This is a genomic window from Miniphocaeibacter massiliensis, from assembly GCF_900232905.1.
Taxonomy (GTDB): Bacteria; Bacillota; Clostridia; order Tissierellales; family Peptoniphilaceae; genus Miniphocaeibacter; species Miniphocaeibacter massiliensis.
On the sequence record NZ_OCTQ01000001.1, the window covers coordinates 289,755 to 304,822 of the forward strand.

The window sequence follows — 15,068 nt, forward strand, 5'->3', positions numbered from 1 at the left end:
ATGGCTATAAATTTTACAGACGATAAAAATAAAAATCAAGCTTTGCAAGATACTTTTAAAAATATAGAGAAGCAATTTGGAAAAGGTGCTGTAATGCGCTTAGGAGATGCTCCAAGACAAAATATAGATTCTATTCCTACAGGAGCAATTAATTTAGATGTTGCTTTGGGAATAGGAGGACTTCCTAGAGGAAGAGTAGTTGAAATCTATGGACCAGAGTCTTCAGGGAAAACAACCTTAGCTTTACATGTAGTTGCTGAAGCTCAAAAAGCTGGTGGATTAGCAGCTTTTATAGATGCAGAACATGCTTTAGATGCACAATATGCTGAAAAATTAGGTGTAAATACAGATGATTTAATAATTTCTCAGCCAGATACTGGTGAGCAAGCATTAGCTATTTGTGAATCATTAGTTAGAAGTAGTGCATTAGATGTTGTAGTTGTAGATTCTGTCGCAGCTTTAGTTCCTAGAGCTGAAATTGAAGGTGATATGGGAGATAGCCATATGGGACTTCAAGCAAGATTAATGTCTCAAGCTTTAAGAAAACTAACAGCAGTAATTTCAAAAGCTAATACAACAGTAATATTTATTAATCAATTAAGAGAAAAAATCGGTGTAATGTTTGGTAATCCTGAAACTACTACAGGTGGTAGAGCTTTGAAATTCTACTCCAGTGTGAGAATTGAAGTAAGAAGAGCCGAAGCTATAAAAGACGGTGACAGTATCATTGGAAATAGAACTAGGGTAAAAGTTGTAAAAAATAAGGTAGCACCTCCATTTAAGCAAGTTGAGTTTGATATAATGTATGGACTAGGTATTTCAAAAACAGGTACATTACTAGATTTAGCTGCTGATGCTGATATAGTCAATAAAGCTGGTGCATGGTACTCTTATGAAGGTGAAAGACTTGGTCAAGGAAGAGAAAAAGCTAAAGATTATTTAGAAAATAATACCGATATTTTAAATGAAATATCAGAAAAAATATACAAACATTATGGAATTACTGAAAATAATGAAGAAGTAATTTCAGAAGACGTAAATTTAGAAGAATAATTTAAACCTCCTTTGATTATAAGGAGGTTTTATTGTAGGTGAGTAATGAAATTTTTATTTTTTACAGACACACATATTAGAGCAACAAATCCTGTATCTCGTTTAGATAACTATCTTGAAACTACTAAAAATAAATTTTTAGAAGTTAAAGATATAATTGAAAGTAATAATATAGATTTTGTATTACATGGTGGAGATTTTTTTGATAGACCTGATGTTCCAGTGAAAATAGTTGGGGAATTTGCAAATATATTAAAATCTTTTAATGTTCCTATATATATGATTAGTGGTAATCATGATATTTTTGGTCATAATCCAATTACCATAGAAAGGTCTATGCTAGGTTTATTAGATACACTTGGAATAGTAAATATTATTGAAAAAGATAAGCCTATTATATTAGAAAGAAATAATTTAAAGATACAAATATCTGGATGCCCTTATGTTTATGATATCGATTCAGAATATAAAAATTATTACTTCCCTGAAAAATTAAACGATGTTGACTATCATATTTTTATGATACATAGTTTCTTGCTAGATAAGCCATTTTTAGATACTATTAGTCATACATTAATTGATGAAGTTTCAGATGTAGATGCAGATATAATTTTATCGGGTCATTACCATACTGGATTTGGTGTAAAAAAAGTAAATAATAAATACTTTATTAATCCAGGAAGTTTATTGAGAACAAATAGTAGTAAACCTGAAAGAGCAAGAATTCCTGAAGTTATTATTTTAGATTTATCAAAAAAAAATATTTTAATTGAAGAAATAAAATTGAAAACTGCAAAGCCAGGAGAAGAAGTATTAGATATTAATAGCAATATTGAAAAAATTGGTTCAGAAGCTTTAGAAGAATTTAAATTACTAGTTAGACAAAATGCAGTATTAGAAAATTATAATGTTTATGAAATTTTAAAAGAAATCTCAAATAAAAATAACTTTCCAACTTCTATACTAGAAGAAGCACTAAAAAGATTAGAGGAAGTAGAAGGTAATGTAAATTGAAACTTTTAAAGAGAATAGAATTAAAAAATTTCCAGTCTCATAAATATACAGATATTTATTTTGACGATAAAGTTAATGTAATAATAGGTTCATCTGATAGTGGTAAAACGGCTATTATTCGAGGTATGAAATGGGCTCTATTCAATGAACCTTCGGGTAACGAATTTATGAGAAAAGGTTCAAATGATACTTATGTAACTCTTTATTTTAACAATAACTTAATTATTAAAAGAGGAAGAATTAAAGCGAAAAATTATTATGAAATAACTCTACCAGGCGGAAATACTGAAAGATTTGAAGGTTTTGGTAAAAAAGTACCTCAAGAAATTAAAGAATTTACTGGAATTGATAAAGTAAAATTAGATGGTGACAATTTAATATCACTAAGTATTTCTGATCAGCTAGAAAGTCCTTTTCTATTAACGGAAACACCTTCTATAAAGGCCTTGGCCATTGGCAAGATTGCAGGTGTAGAAACTATAGATATAGCTTTAAATAAATTGTCTAAAGATATGCGAGAGATAGAAACTCAAAAAAAATCTTTAGAAAAAGAAAAGAAAATTCAAGAGGAAAAACTTGAAAAATTTGATTTTTTAGAAAAAGAAAAAAAAGAATTAGAATATATTGAAGTTATTTTAGATAAAATTAATAGTAAAAAAATATTGTTAGATAAGATGAAACTATTAAATAATAAAATATGTACTATTAACAATGATATAGATAAAACAAATTTAATTATTTTTAAATACAGAAATAACGAACAATTAAATCTTATATTTAAACAAATAAATTATAAACTTGATAAGTATAATATTTCCCAAGAAATTTTTCTGAAATATGAATATTTAAAATTAAATATCTTAAAATATAATAAGGTATTAGAAAGTACAAAGAATATTAATGACTTGTTTGAAAAAATTATTAATATCGAAAATCTTAATTTAAAATATGTTTCCTTAGATACGTTGTATTCAAAATATAGTTATATAAATAATAATACATTAAAACTTTCTAACTTTATTGAAAAAGATACATCCGTAAAATTAGATGATTTTTATAATAAGATAATCAGGTTATCAAATAAATATACTAAATTAAATGATATTTTCTATAAGTTGAATATAGTAAATGAAAGAATAAATAAAGGAACTATTTATATAAATAGGTTCAATAATATTAAATTAGTAGAAATAAATTATAATGATATATTAATGTTACTTGAAAAATTAATTCAACTATACAAATATTTTAAATTATATAGTCAAATAAATAATAAATTAAAATCTGTACAAGAAGATGAGAGTAAATTATCCATTGATTTTTCTTTACTTTTGAAAAACTATATAGATTTATTAAAAGAATTATCTATTTGTCCATATTGTTATAGTGAATTGGATCAAGAACATCTTAATAAAATAATTGAGGAGTACGAGATTTAAAATGGATTACAGTAAAAAAATAAATGAGCTAAAAACTCAATTAGATGATGCAAAAATTAAAAGAGCTAGAGCTGAATCAACTTTGGAAGGACTAAATAAGCAAAAAGAAGAACTTTTAGAAGAGGTTAAATTATTAGGTGTAGAGCCTGAAAATTTAGAAATAGAAATAAAAAATTTAGAAAATGAAATAGATGGATTATTATTTGAGGCAAGTAAATTATTACCTAAGGATATTTAAATGATAGATTTAGATTATGATGAAATTTCAAAACTTTATGAAAATAGAAAAAACAATTATCAATTAGCATTAGGTCAAAAAGAAGAAATAAATAATAATATTCAGAGAATAGATGATAGTATTGAAAAATTAATTAATGAAAATGAAAATTTAATATTGGTCGATAGCTTATTAAAACAAACTGCTGACTTTTCAAGAGAGCAAGCCAGTAAACAAATAGAATCTATAGTATCAAGTTGTTTAAATTTAGTTTTTAATAATAATTTAGAATTCAAAATAGAATTAAGTCAACTTAGAGGAAAAAATAGTGCTGAATTCTTTGTTGTAGAAAAAAAAGAAGATCAAGTATATCAATATAAAATCCAAGATAGCAGAGGTGGGGGAGTAATTGATATTATTTCATTAGCTTTAAGATTAGCTTTTTTATTGAAATATAAACCTGAAATCGAGGGTCCCTTAATACTGGATGAACCAGCAAAACATGTAAGTGAAGATTATATATTTAATGTTGCTAATTTTATAAAAAAAATATCAGAAGAATTTGACAAACAAATAATTTTGATATCACATAATGAACATATTTCTTCAATTGGAGATAAATGCTATCGCATTATAAAAAAAGATTTAATTTCAGAAATTGAAACAATAAACTTTTAGTGACTAAAGCAATTTTCTTGACATTTTTTTCTGTTAAGTTTATACTTAATATGTAAATATAACAAAATTTTAATATTTTGTTATATTTTTATGAATTTTGAAAATTTAATATTGAGGGGGTGCGTTATTATTAATAACGTATTAATTATTGCTGGTGTTGGCATAATTTCCCTTATAATCGGCTTGTTAGTCGGATTTTTAATAAGAAAAAACATATCTGAAAAAACAATTGGTAGTGCGGAATCACATGCAGCTAAAATTATTGAAGATGCAAGTAGAGAAGCTGAATCTACTAAAAAAGCTATGTTAGTTGAAGCAAAAGACGAAATTTTTAAATTAAGAACCGATCAAGAAAATGAAAATCGTGAAAGTAGATTAGAAATTCAGAAGTCAGAAAAGAGAATTCTTCAAAAAGAGGAAAATCTTGACAAGAAAAGTGATAATCTAGAAAAGAAAAGTTTAAAATTAGAATCTGAATTAAAAAAATTAGAGTCAAGAGAAAAAGAAATTCAGGAGCTTATTGACAAACAAACTGATGAATTGGAAAGGGTTGCAAACTTAACTCGAGACGAAGCTAAACAAATACTTTTAAATGAACTTAGAGAACAAGTAACCCACGAACAAGCAATGATTATAAAGGAATTGGAAGCTAAAACTAAGGAAGAAGCTGACAAATTTGCTCGTGAAATTATTTCAACTTCTATACAAAGATATGCAGCAGATTATGTTGCTGAATCGACAGTATCCGTTGTTACACTACCTAATGATGAAATGAAAGGTAGAATAATTGGTAGAGAAGGTAGAAATATTAGAGCGTTTGAAACATTAACAGGTGTAGACTTAATTATCGATGATACTCCAGAAGCTGTAGTACTTTCTGCGTTCAATCCAGTTAGACGTGAAATTGCAAGAATTGCTTTAGAAAAACTAATTGTAGATGGACGTATACATCCTACAAGAATTGAGGATATGGTTGATAAAGCTACGAAAGAAGTTGATCATACCATAAAAGAAAATGGTGAAAATGCCTGTGATGATACAAATGTTCACGGATTACACCCTGAAGTGGTGAAACTTTTAGGAAAGTTACATTATAGAACTAGTTATGGTCAAAATGTATTAAAACATTCTATAGAAGTTTCAAATATTGCTGGCATGATGGCAGCAGAATTAGGTGCAGATGTAAAACTCGCTAAAAGAGGAGGGTTATTACATGATTTAGGCAAAGCTTTAGATCATGAAATAGAAGGTCCTCATGTTGAATTAGGAGTTCAAGCTGCTAAAAGATTTAAAGAAAAACCAGAAGTTATTAATTGTATTGAGTCACACCATGGAGATGTTGAGCCAACTTCTATAGAAGCTGTATTAGTTCAAGCCGCAGATGCAATTTCAGCAGCAAGACCTGGTGCAAGACGAGAATCAATTGAAAATTATATTCAAAGACTACAAAACTTAGAAGAAATTTCTAATTCATTTGATGGAGTTGAAAAATCTTTTGCTATACAAGCAGGTAGAGAATTACGAATAATGGTAAAACCTGAATCAATATCAGAAGATAAAATGGTAATATTAGCAAGAAATATTTCAACTAGAATTGAAGAAGAATTAGAGTATCCTGGTCAAATAAAAGTTAATGTTATAAGAGAAAGTCGTGTAACAGATTATGCAAAATAGAAAATTAAACTATTACATATATTGTAATAGTTTTTTCTGTTTTATATACTATAATTAGTGATTATGTAATAAATTTAAAATTAAGGTGATTAAATTGTATGATTTACATTTGCATTCAACATATTCTGATGGGATAGTTAATATTAATGATATAGTCAATGCTATTAATATGATAGGTATAGAAGGCTTCTCTATTACAGATCATGATAATATAGAAGGAGTAAATTTATCCGAAAGTTTATCTAGAAAATATAATTTAGATTTTATTTCTGGAATAGAGTTTGGAATAACATATAAAGGAAAGGAAATACATATTCTAGGATATTTTATAGACATCAAAAATTCTAATATATTAAATTTAATTAAACTTGCTAAAGAAGATAGAATAAATAGAACAAATAAAATTATTAATAAGTTAAATAGCTTAGGTATAAAAGTAAATATAGATGAGTTGAAAAACTACTCGAAAAAAGATATTATTAGTAGAAGCCACTTTGCTAATTTATTAGTTAATAAGGGATATTGCAAATCTATAAAAGAAGCTTTTTCTAAATATTTAGATTATTCTGGATTAGCATATGTAAGTAAGAATTTTGCAAAACCTTATGAAATAATTAGAACTATAAAAGATACAGGAGGAGTAAGTATTTTAGCTCATCCTTCAACAATTAATAACGATGAAATAGTAAAAGAAATTATATATTTTGGTATTGATGGATTAGAAATTATTAATTCTAAACATGCATTAAGTGACATAATTAAGTATTATGATTTAGCAAATCAATTTAAACTTATTAAAACCTCAGGAAGTGATTGCCACGGAAAATTAATATCAAAATACAAATATATTGGCAGATATACACAAAACAAAAAAAATATAAATAACATTAAAAATTTACATGAATTTAGAATAAATGGAATATAGGGGGAGTATGTATGGAATATAGTAAAAACATAGAATCATTATCATCATCTATGACATTAGCTTTTTCTACAAAAGCAAAAAATTTAATAGCAAATGGAGTCCCAATTGTTGATTTAACAGCGGGAGAACCCGATTTTGACACACCAGAATACATTAGAAAAGCAGGAATAAATGCAATAAATACTGGAAAAACCAGATATACTGCATCTAATGGTACTTTGGAACTTAGAACTGAAATATGTAGAAAATTAAAAGAATTTAATAATTTAGAATATAATCCTGCAAACATAATTGTATCAACAGGAGCTAAACAATCATTATTAAATACTTTAATGGCCATATGTAATCCAGGAGATGAAGTCTTAATACCTTCACCTTATTGGGTTAGCTATCCTGAAATGACTAAAATAGCTTCTGGAAAACCAGTTATTGTTGAAACTAATTATGATAATGATTTTAAAGTTACACCTAGTGATTTAGATAAATATTTAACAAGTAAAAGTAAAGTTCTTATCTTAACAAATCCTTCTAATCCTACAGGTGCTGTTTATAGCAAATCTGACTTGGAAGCTTTAGCTTCATGGGCTATTAAAAATAAAATCTTTGTTATTTCAGATGAAATATATGAAAGATTAAATTATTATAGTAAACATACAAGTATTGCATCTTTAAACGAGAAAATAAAAGAGCAAACTATAACAATTGGTGGATTTTCTAAAAGTTATGCAATGACTGGTTGGAGACTTGGATATTGTGCAGCCAATGATAATATAACTACTTTAATGGGAAAAATACAAAGTCATGCAACATCTTGTGCTAATTCTGTAGCTCAATATGCAGGCTACATAGCTTTAAAAGATGAAGAAAACCAGATAGATGATATGGTTAAAGAATTTAAAAAACGTTCTGAAATAGTTTATAATTTAATAAGTAATTCTAATTTAACAATGGTTAAACCTCAAGGAGCTTTTTATGGATTTATAGATGTATCGTATATAATAGGAAAAACTTATAATAATAGTATTATAAGTAATGCTTCCGAAGTTGCAAGTATTCTATTAGATGATTATGAAGTAGCTCTTTTACCAGGTATTGCATTTGGTAATGATAAGTATGTAAGAATATCTTATGCAACTAATGAAGATATTATTAATGAAGGTATAAAAAGATTAATTAAATTAACAGAAGATGTAAAATAATAAAAAGCATAAAGCACTACATTAAAATATCTTTAATGCAGTGCTTTATTATAAGCAGTTCTTTACAAATACAAATAGATATTTTATAATAGAAGCAAATAGTCACAAAACTATTATTTTGCGACTATTTGAAAATAGATTTGAGGTGACAAATTAATTGTTTAACTATCCCCTAATACTAACAGATTACTTAGCTTATATGGAAACCATTAAGGGACGCTCTCCTAATACTACTAAAGAGTACGGTTATGATATATCAAAATTCTTAAAATTTATTTATACAAGATTTGAATCTAATAAATATAATTATATAGAATTTGAAGAAATTAATATTTCTAATTTTCCAGATAGTTATTTTAAAAAAATAGAGTTGTCTGATCTACATGCCTATCTAGCCTTTCTTGACAGAAAGTTTAATGATAGTACTACAACTAGAGCTAGAAAAGTATCAAGTTTGCGTTCTTTTTTTAAATATTTAGTTACAATAAGAAAAATATTAGATATAAACCCTACCGATCAATTAGAAACGCCTAAAAAACAAAGCAGAAATCCAGTATATCTTACACTAGATGAATCTATTAGATTATTAAAATCAGTAGATAGTATTGAAAATGAAGTAATGAAAAAAAGAGATAGATGCATATTAATATTATTTTTAAATTGTGGAATGCGTCTTTCAGAACTTTCTAATATAAAAATATCTGATATTAAAAATGATACATTGCAGGTTGTTGGAAAAGGAAATAAACAACGTACCATATATTTGAATAAATCATGTAATGTTGCTATAGATGATTATCTAAAGGTAAGACCACCTACTGATGATGAATATCTATTCTTGAGTAATAGAAAATCTCAAATAAGCAATCGTGCAATTCAAAGAAGAGTAGATTATTATTTAGAAAAATCTGGTTTTGATACTAAAATATATTCTACACACAAATTAAGACATACAGCTGCTACTCTAATGTTTAAACACGGAGATGTTGATATAAAGATACTACAAGAAATTTTAGGACATGTCTCTGTAGCTACTACTCAAATATATACTCATGTTGATGATGAAAGTTTACGAGAAGCTATAAATAAAAATCCCTTATCGGACATATAAAAAGATACCTTATAAAATAGGTATCTTTATTTTCTCTCCAGGTATTAAATTTGAATTGTTTATACTATTTTCTTCAATAATAATATCTACAAAGTCTCTAATATTAACTTTTTTATTAGTGTTAAATTCCTCAGCTACACTCCAGACAGTATCTCCATGCCTAATTATATAATAATCTATATTATTTTCTTTTGTTGACCCAAAAGATGATTTTATATTTACAAATAATACTATTGTTAAAGTTAATAAAACCACACACATAAATACAAATGTTAAAAATCTTTTTCGATTAATTATTCTATATTTCTTTCTTTTCATAAAATCCTCCGTACAAACGTTCTTTGTTAATTCAATTATACAGAACATATATTCTTATGTCAAGTGAAAAGAAATTATGTTCGTGCAATTAAAGAACTTTTGTTTGTATGATTCTGTAATTTTATGATATACTTAATTCAATTATATTAAGAGGTGTATTAAATATGTATGATGATTTAAGTCAAAAGCAAATAGATATATTGTTATTTATAAAAAACCATATAAAATTCAAGGGATATCCCCCTGCTATTAGAGAAATATGTAATGGATTAAATATAAGTTCAACTTCTACAGTACATAGTCATATTGTAAAACTTGAAAACAAAGGGTATGTAAGAAGGGACCCATTAAAAAATAGAGCAATTGAAATAATAAATGACGAATATGATGAATTTGCTTCTAAAAAAGAAACTTTTGATGTTCCAATTGTAGGTAAAGTTACTGCAGGTGAACCTATTTTAGCAATAGAAAATATTGAAGATACCTATCCTCTACCTATAGAGTTATCTAATAAAGGTAATTTGTTTATTTTAAATGTCCAAGGAGAATCTATGATAGAGGCTGGTATTTTAGATGGTGATAAAATAATAGTACGACAACAAAATACTGCTAATAATGGAGATATTGTAGTTGCAATGATTGATGAGTCAGCAACTGTAAAAACATATTTTAAAAGAGATACTCATGTTGAATTGCGTCCTGAAAATTCAACTATGTACCCTATTATTGTTAAAGATGTTGAAATTCTTGGAAAAGTTATAGGATTGTATAGGGAATTTTAAAATGATTCAAAAATTATTATTTATTATAATACCATTAATAATTTCTATTACATTATTTCTATTTAAATCATATGCAAAAGATTTAACAAATTATATAATAAAATTAATTTTTAAAAAGTATGTTTGGATTCCTTCTGAACCATTAAAAAATCAGGTCACTTATTCTATAAATCCAATTAAAGACTACCCTAAAGATTATAAATTATCAAAAAATGGAATTGAAGGATTTGTAACAGGTAAAGATGCCTTAGACCAAGCTTTACGTAAATTCATTCATACTGAGAGAAATAAGTATAAAATATATGATGGAAATTATGGTATTGAACAATCTGAAACTATTTTTCAAGAAAAAAATATTACAGAATTTGAAAGGCAATGTGAGTATATCGCTAATGATATAATCTCAAGCGATATTTTTAATAATTGGATTGAAATTATATATAAAATATCTAGAAATAAAAATAAACTTATTATAGAAATGAAATTAAAAGGCGAACCTAACACTCATAGATGTATTATATCTGAAAATCATATTTAAAGCTTCTACATTATTTAAATAGAAGCTTTTTTATATTTATAAACTCTTTATTTTTGAATTTCTGCAACACTAACATTAATGCATATTTACACTGGAAATAGTTTAATCCTCCTTGAAAATATACAATATATGGTTCTCTTAATGGCCCATCTGCACTTAATTCAATAGATGAACCATCTATAAAGCTTCCTGAAGCCATAATTACTTTGTCAGTATACCCTGGCATTTCCCAAGGATATGGAACTACGAATGAATCAACAACAGAAGCCTCTTGAATAGCTCTGCAAAATTCTATAACAAGTTCTTCTTTTTCAAACATAATGGCTTCAATAATATCAAATCTTTCAGCATCTGAAGAAGGAAAAGTTTTGTAACCTAATTTTTCAAATGTCCTTGCGAAAAGCAACGCTCCTTTTAAAGCTTCCATAGTAACCTTTGGAGCAAAGTACAACCCTTGTAATGTTAATCTAGTTGTTCCAAAACTAAGTCCCGTTTCTTTTCCAATACCTGGTGCTGTAAGTCTATTTGATATTTTCTCAATATTTTCTTTGCTACCAACTACATATCCTCCAGAAAGGGCTATACCACCCCCAGGATTCTTTATTAAAGAACCTACAGCTAAATCAGCACCTATTTCTGTAGGCTCTAATATTTGCGTAAATTCGCCATAGCAATTATCTACCATTACAATAATCTCTTTATTAATATTTTTGATTTTATTTACGGCTTCTTTCATTTCATCTAATGATATTGCATTTCTTAAGCTATAACCTGTTGATCTTTGAATAGTTACTAGTTTGACATCTTTATCTATAAATTTTGGTAATAATTTTAATTGTATTTTCCCATTTGCATCAAGTTCTATTTTTTTATATTTAATACCATAATCAATTAGTGTTCCTTTTTCATTACCAGCTATTCCAATAACTTGCTGTAATGTATCATAAGGATCCCCTGTTATAGAAAGTATAGTATCTCCTGGTAGCAATAAACCTTGCAGTGTTAGAGATAATGCATGTGTCCCAGAAGCAATGCTAGGTCTAACTAATGCGTCTTCCGTTTTAAATATTTTCGAATAAATTTCTTCAACCTTATCTCTTCCAACATCTCCATATCCATATCCTGTTGGCCACCCAAAATCTGAAGCAGAAAGTCTTGAATCTTGAAAAGCTTTTAATATTTTTAATATATTATATTCTTCAATTTCGTCTAAATTAGAAAATCTATCTCTTAATGTTTCTTCAATATTTATTACAAATTCATAGACATCTTTGTCTATATTAAAATTTTCGTTATAATATTTATATTTGTCCATTCTTTATTTCCTTATATATTTTATTCGATATCTCTGCTATATTGTTTTTATATTCTGACAAATTAAACCATTTAATTCTTTTATCTCTTCTAAACCACGTTAATTGTCTCTTTGCATATTTTCTAGAATTTTGCTTTAATTTTTCGATAGCTTCGTTTTTACTATAAATACCATTATAATAATCTATAATTTCTTTGTAACCTATTCCTTTAAAAGATTGCGAGTTATTATCATAGTTATCTATTAAAAACTTAACTTCATCAAATAAACCATCTTTAATCATTTCGTCTACCCTATTGTTTATTCTTTCGTATAGTAATTTTCTATCATCAGTTAATCCATATATTTTAAAATTATAATTATTATTTTCATTTCTGAAATCTTTGTTTTGTTTTGAATAAGGAACTCCTGTTATTTCATATATTTCTATTGCTCTAATAACTCTTTTAATATTATTATGCTCTATTGTATTGTATGAATCTAAATCTACTTTTTTTAATTTATTTAATATAAATTGTTTTCCATTTTCTTCGTATTCATAATATAATTTATTCCTAATGCTTTCATCTGATTTGGCATTAGAAAAATCTAAATTATATGTTAAAGAATTTATATATAAACCTGTGCCACCTACTACTATAGGTATCTTATTTTTTATAATAAGATTATCTATTATTTTAAAAGTATCTTTTTGAAAAGAAGCAACAGAAAAAGCATCATCTGGATTTACTATATCTATCATATGATGCTTTATTTTTTCTCTAATTTTTTCAGAAACTTTGGCCGTTCCAATATCCATATATTTATAAATTTGCATAGAATCTGCTGAAATTATTTCAGAATCTAATTTTCCATATAGATTCAATGAGAGTGATGTTTTACCACTCCCTGTTGGACCTACTATTAGTATAATTTCTTTCATTATTTTACTCTCATAAATTCTTTTTCTAGTTCATATTTTGTCATTTCAATTAATGTTGGTCTTCCATGAGGACATGTATATGGATTTTCGCATTTCATTAATCTGCATATTAAGCCATCTATTTCATATTTGCTAAGTATATCACCAGCTTTTACAGCATCCTTACATGATTTTTTTATTATTTTAGCATAAATCTCGTCTAATATTTTATCCTTATTATCTATAATAGAATCTAATATTTCTATGAAAAATATACTGTTTTTAGGATTCCCTAAAATATTTGGTACTGAACGTATGATTAAAGTTTTATCTCCAAATTCTTCAATTCTATATCCTAATTTACTAAAAATATCTTTGTTTTCTAAGTATATACTATATTCATCATCTTTTAATTCTACTGTAATTGGTGCTAAAAGATCTTGTATTATTACATTACTGCTTTTAAATTCTTTCATATACTTTTCATATAAAATTCTTTCATGAGCGGCATGTTGATCTATTAATATAATTTTTTCATCAATATTATTTTCATAAATTATATATGTGTTAAAGAGTATTCCTATCAATTTATAGCTAGGTATTTTTTCAATTTCTTCAATAAAGTTTACTTCTTCAACTTCTATACTATTATCTTCTATATTTTCTGCACTCTCATTTAAGTTATAACTAATTTCTTTATTGCTTTTTTCTTCTATATTGCTATTTTCAGAATAGTCATTTTCTTCTTCATTAACAGTATTAGATTTTTCAAAAAAATGATTATCAAATTCTTTAAATTTAAAATTATTATTCACTTCTCTGCTATTGTCAATTTTATCAAGCAAATCTTTAATATCTTTTTTCTGATTAAATAATATATTTTCTTTGTTTTCCTTTTTATATTCAATACTTGGTAGTGAAAATCTATTCATTAATATTTTTTTTGTTTCTTCAGTTAAAGATGCTATAATATCTTCTATTATAGTAATTTTCACTTTTTCTTTATTTGGATGAATATTTACATCTAAATGTTCTGGCTTAATGTCTACGAAAATTTCAAAAATAGGATACCTTCCATTTGGGATTACAGCAGTATATGCATTTTCAATTGCATTTCTTAATTCATTATTTTCAATATACCTATTGTTTATATAAATATATTGTAATGATCTGTTTGCCCTGTAGTATTTATTATTTGATATAAAACCCTTAATCTTAAAATCTCTATCCTTAATATTAAGTTCAAGAAGATTTTCAGAAAGATCTATTCCAAAAAGTTCTGTTAAGTTAGATTTTAAATTTCCACCTTCTTTTGTTTTAAATACCAATTTATCATCTTTTATATAAGATATTCCAATTCCGGCATTTCCAATTGCTAATTTATACATTAAATTAGTTATGCTATTACCTTCTGTTATTTTACTTTTTAAAAATTTTTTTCTAACAGGGACATTATAAAATAAATCTTTTACTTGAATATTAGTCCCAGTATTCATAGCTGAAGGTCTAGATTTAATAATTTTGCCATTTTCAAATACAGCTTTAGTCCCAAGTTTATCACTATCAGTTTTAGTTAGCACAGAAACTTTACTTACAGAAACTATGCTAGCTAAAGCTTCACCTCTAAACCCTAATGAACTTAAATTATACAAATCATTAAAGTTATTTAGTTTTGATGTAGCATGTCTTTGAAAAGCCATTTCTATCTCATCTTTATTTATGCCTGATCCATTATCTGATACTTCAATATAATCAATTCCACCATTTCTTATTTCTACAGTTATATTAGTAGAACCTGCATCTATCGAGTTTTCTACTAATTCTTTAACTATAGAACTAGGCCTCTCAATAACTTCACCTGCAGCAATTTTTAATATAGTATCTTTTGATAAAACTTGAATCAT

Annotated in this window: 15 protein-coding genes; 11 read left to right on the forward strand and 4 right to left on the reverse strand. The window is 26.2% G+C overall.

What is annotated here, in order from left to right; genetic code table 11:
- The 9 genes from recA (at position 1) to CS899_RS01540 (ending at position 9,310) form a co-directional block, all read left to right on the forward strand.
- Positions 1-1,053 (forward strand): recombinase RecA, encoded by a 1,053-nt coding sequence (gene recA / locus CS899_RS01500; RefSeq protein WP_207204716.1) that lies wholly within the window; start codon positions 1-3, stop codon positions 1,051-1,053.
- Positions 1,054-1,098: 45 nt separating this feature from the next.
- The gene (locus CS899_RS01505) at positions 1,099-2,067 is read left to right on the forward strand and encodes a metallophosphoesterase family protein (protein ID WP_099203197.1); all 969 of its coding nucleotides are present in this window, start codon (positions 1,099-1,101) and stop codon (positions 2,065-2,067) included.
- Entirely contained in the window at positions 2,064-3,506 is a 1,443-nt protein-coding gene (locus CS899_RS01510; protein ID WP_099203198.1) for an AAA family ATPase, read from the forward strand. Before CS899_RS01505 ends, CS899_RS01510 begins: the two co-directional genes overlap by 4 nt.
- A 1-nt stretch (position 3,507) precedes the next feature.
- Positions 3,508-3,744 carry a hypothetical protein gene (locus CS899_RS01515; RefSeq protein WP_099203199.1) on the forward strand — a complete coding sequence of 79 codons (237 nt, stop codon included), beginning with the start codon at positions 3,508-3,510 and terminating at the stop codon, positions 3,742-3,744.
- The gene (locus tag CS899_RS01520) at positions 3,745-4,401 is read left to right on the forward strand and encodes a P-loop NTPase family protein (protein ID WP_099203200.1); all 657 of its coding nucleotides are present in this window, start codon (positions 3,745-3,747) and stop codon (positions 4,399-4,401) included. It begins immediately after the preceding gene.
- Positions 4,402-4,491: 90 nt separating this feature from the next.
- Positions 4,492-6,075: a ribonuclease Y gene (gene rny, locus CS899_RS01525; protein WP_099203201.1), complete on the forward strand. Its 1,584-nt coding sequence runs from the start codon at positions 4,492-4,494 to the stop codon at positions 6,073-6,075.
- 94 nt (positions 6,076-6,169) lie between these two features.
- Positions 6,170-7,000: a PHP domain-containing protein gene (locus CS899_RS01530; protein WP_164995813.1), complete on the forward strand. Its 831-nt coding sequence runs from the start codon at positions 6,170-6,172 to the stop codon at positions 6,998-7,000.
- Between the two features lie 11 nt (positions 7,001-7,011).
- On the forward strand, positions 7,012-8,199 hold the full coding sequence (locus tag CS899_RS01535; protein ID WP_099203203.1) for a pyridoxal phosphate-dependent aminotransferase: 1,188 nt from the start codon (positions 7,012-7,014) through the stop codon (positions 8,197-8,199).
- 157 nt (positions 8,200-8,356) lie between these two features.
- Complete coding sequence (locus CS899_RS01540) at positions 8,357-9,310, forward strand: tyrosine recombinase XerC (RefSeq protein ID WP_207204717.1); 954 nt, start codon at positions 8,357-8,359, stop codon at positions 9,308-9,310.
- A 9-nt stretch (positions 9,311-9,319) separates the two neighbouring features.
- Here CS899_RS01540 and yneA read toward each other — a convergent pair whose 3' ends face one another.
- Positions 9,320-9,628 (reverse strand): cell division suppressor protein YneA, encoded by a 309-nt coding sequence (yneA, locus tag CS899_RS01545; RefSeq protein ID WP_164995814.1) that lies wholly within the window; start codon positions 9,626-9,628, stop codon positions 9,320-9,322.
- Between the two features lie 164 nt (positions 9,629-9,792).
- Between yneA and lexA the strand changes: the two genes are divergently transcribed.
- Both lexA and CS899_RS01555 read left to right on the forward strand, forming a co-directional pair.
- The gene (gene lexA / locus CS899_RS01550; protein ID WP_099203205.1) at positions 9,793-10,410 is read left to right on the forward strand and encodes a transcriptional repressor LexA; all 618 of its coding nucleotides are present in this window, start codon (positions 9,793-9,795) and stop codon (positions 10,408-10,410) included.
- A 1-nt stretch (position 10,411) separates the two neighbouring features.
- Positions 10,412-10,948, forward strand: a complete 537-nt coding sequence (locus tag CS899_RS01555; protein ID WP_099203206.1) for a DUF2634 domain-containing protein — start codon at positions 10,412-10,414, stop codon at positions 10,946-10,948.
- 10 nt (positions 10,949-10,958) lie between these two features.
- On the opposite strand, the gene CS899_RS01560 is transcribed toward CS899_RS01555, so the two are convergent.
- From CS899_RS01560 to mutL, 3 genes are read right to left on the reverse strand one after another with little or no spacing between them, the layout of a single operon-like run.
- Positions 10,959-12,263 (reverse strand): methionine gamma-lyase family protein, encoded by a 1,305-nt coding sequence (locus CS899_RS01560; protein WP_099203207.1) that lies wholly within the window; start codon positions 12,261-12,263, stop codon positions 10,959-10,961.
- A complete protein-coding gene (gene miaA, locus CS899_RS01565; RefSeq protein WP_099203208.1) occupies positions 12,250-13,188 on the reverse strand; it encodes a tRNA (adenosine(37)-N6)-dimethylallyltransferase MiaA in 939 nt (312 codons plus the stop codon). Before miaA ends, CS899_RS01560 begins: the two co-directional genes overlap by 14 nt.
- Positions 13,185-15,068 carry a DNA mismatch repair endonuclease MutL gene (gene mutL / locus CS899_RS01570; RefSeq protein ID WP_099203209.1) on the reverse strand — a complete coding sequence of 628 codons (1,884 nt, stop codon included), beginning with the start codon at positions 15,066-15,068 and terminating at the stop codon, positions 13,185-13,187. The genes miaA and mutL overlap by 4 nt, the downstream gene beginning before the upstream one ends.

Excerpts from the sequence above, each read along its gene's own strand:
- recA (WP_207204716.1), top strand. The coding sequence starts at position 1 with ATGGCTATAAATTTTACAGACGATAAAAATAAAAATCAAGCTTTGCAA.
- CS899_RS01505 (WP_099203197.1), top strand. The coding sequence starts at position 1,099 with ATGAAATTTTTATTTTTTACAGACACACATATTAGAGCAACAAATCCT.
- CS899_RS01515 (WP_099203199.1), top strand. The coding sequence starts at position 3,508 with ATGGATTACAGTAAAAAAATAAATGAGCTAAAAACTCAATTAGATGAT.
- CS899_RS01520 (WP_099203200.1), top strand. The coding sequence starts at position 3,745 with ATGATAGATTTAGATTATGATGAAATTTCAAAACTTTATGAAAATAGA.
- rny (WP_099203201.1), top strand. The coding sequence starts at position 4,492 with ATGAATTTTGAAAATTTAATATTGAGGGGGTGCGTTATTATTAATAAC.
- CS899_RS01535 (WP_099203203.1), top strand. The coding sequence starts at position 7,012 with ATGGAATATAGTAAAAACATAGAATCATTATCATCATCTATGACATTA.
- yneA (WP_164995814.1), bottom strand. The coding sequence starts at position 9,628 with ATGAAAAGAAAGAAATATAGAATAATTAATCGAAAAAGATTTTTAACA.
- lexA (WP_099203205.1), top strand. The coding sequence starts at position 9,793 with ATGTATGATGATTTAAGTCAAAAGCAAATAGATATATTGTTATTTATA.
- CS899_RS01555 (WP_099203206.1), top strand. The coding sequence starts at position 10,412 with ATGATTCAAAAATTATTATTTATTATAATACCATTAATAATTTCTATT.
- CS899_RS01560 (WP_099203207.1), bottom strand. The coding sequence starts at position 12,263 with ATGGACAAATATAAATATTATAACGAAAATTTTAATATAGACAAAGAT.
- mutL (WP_099203209.1), bottom strand. The coding sequence starts at position 15,068 with ATGATTCAAGTTTTATCAAAAGATACTATATTAAAAATTGCTGCAGGT.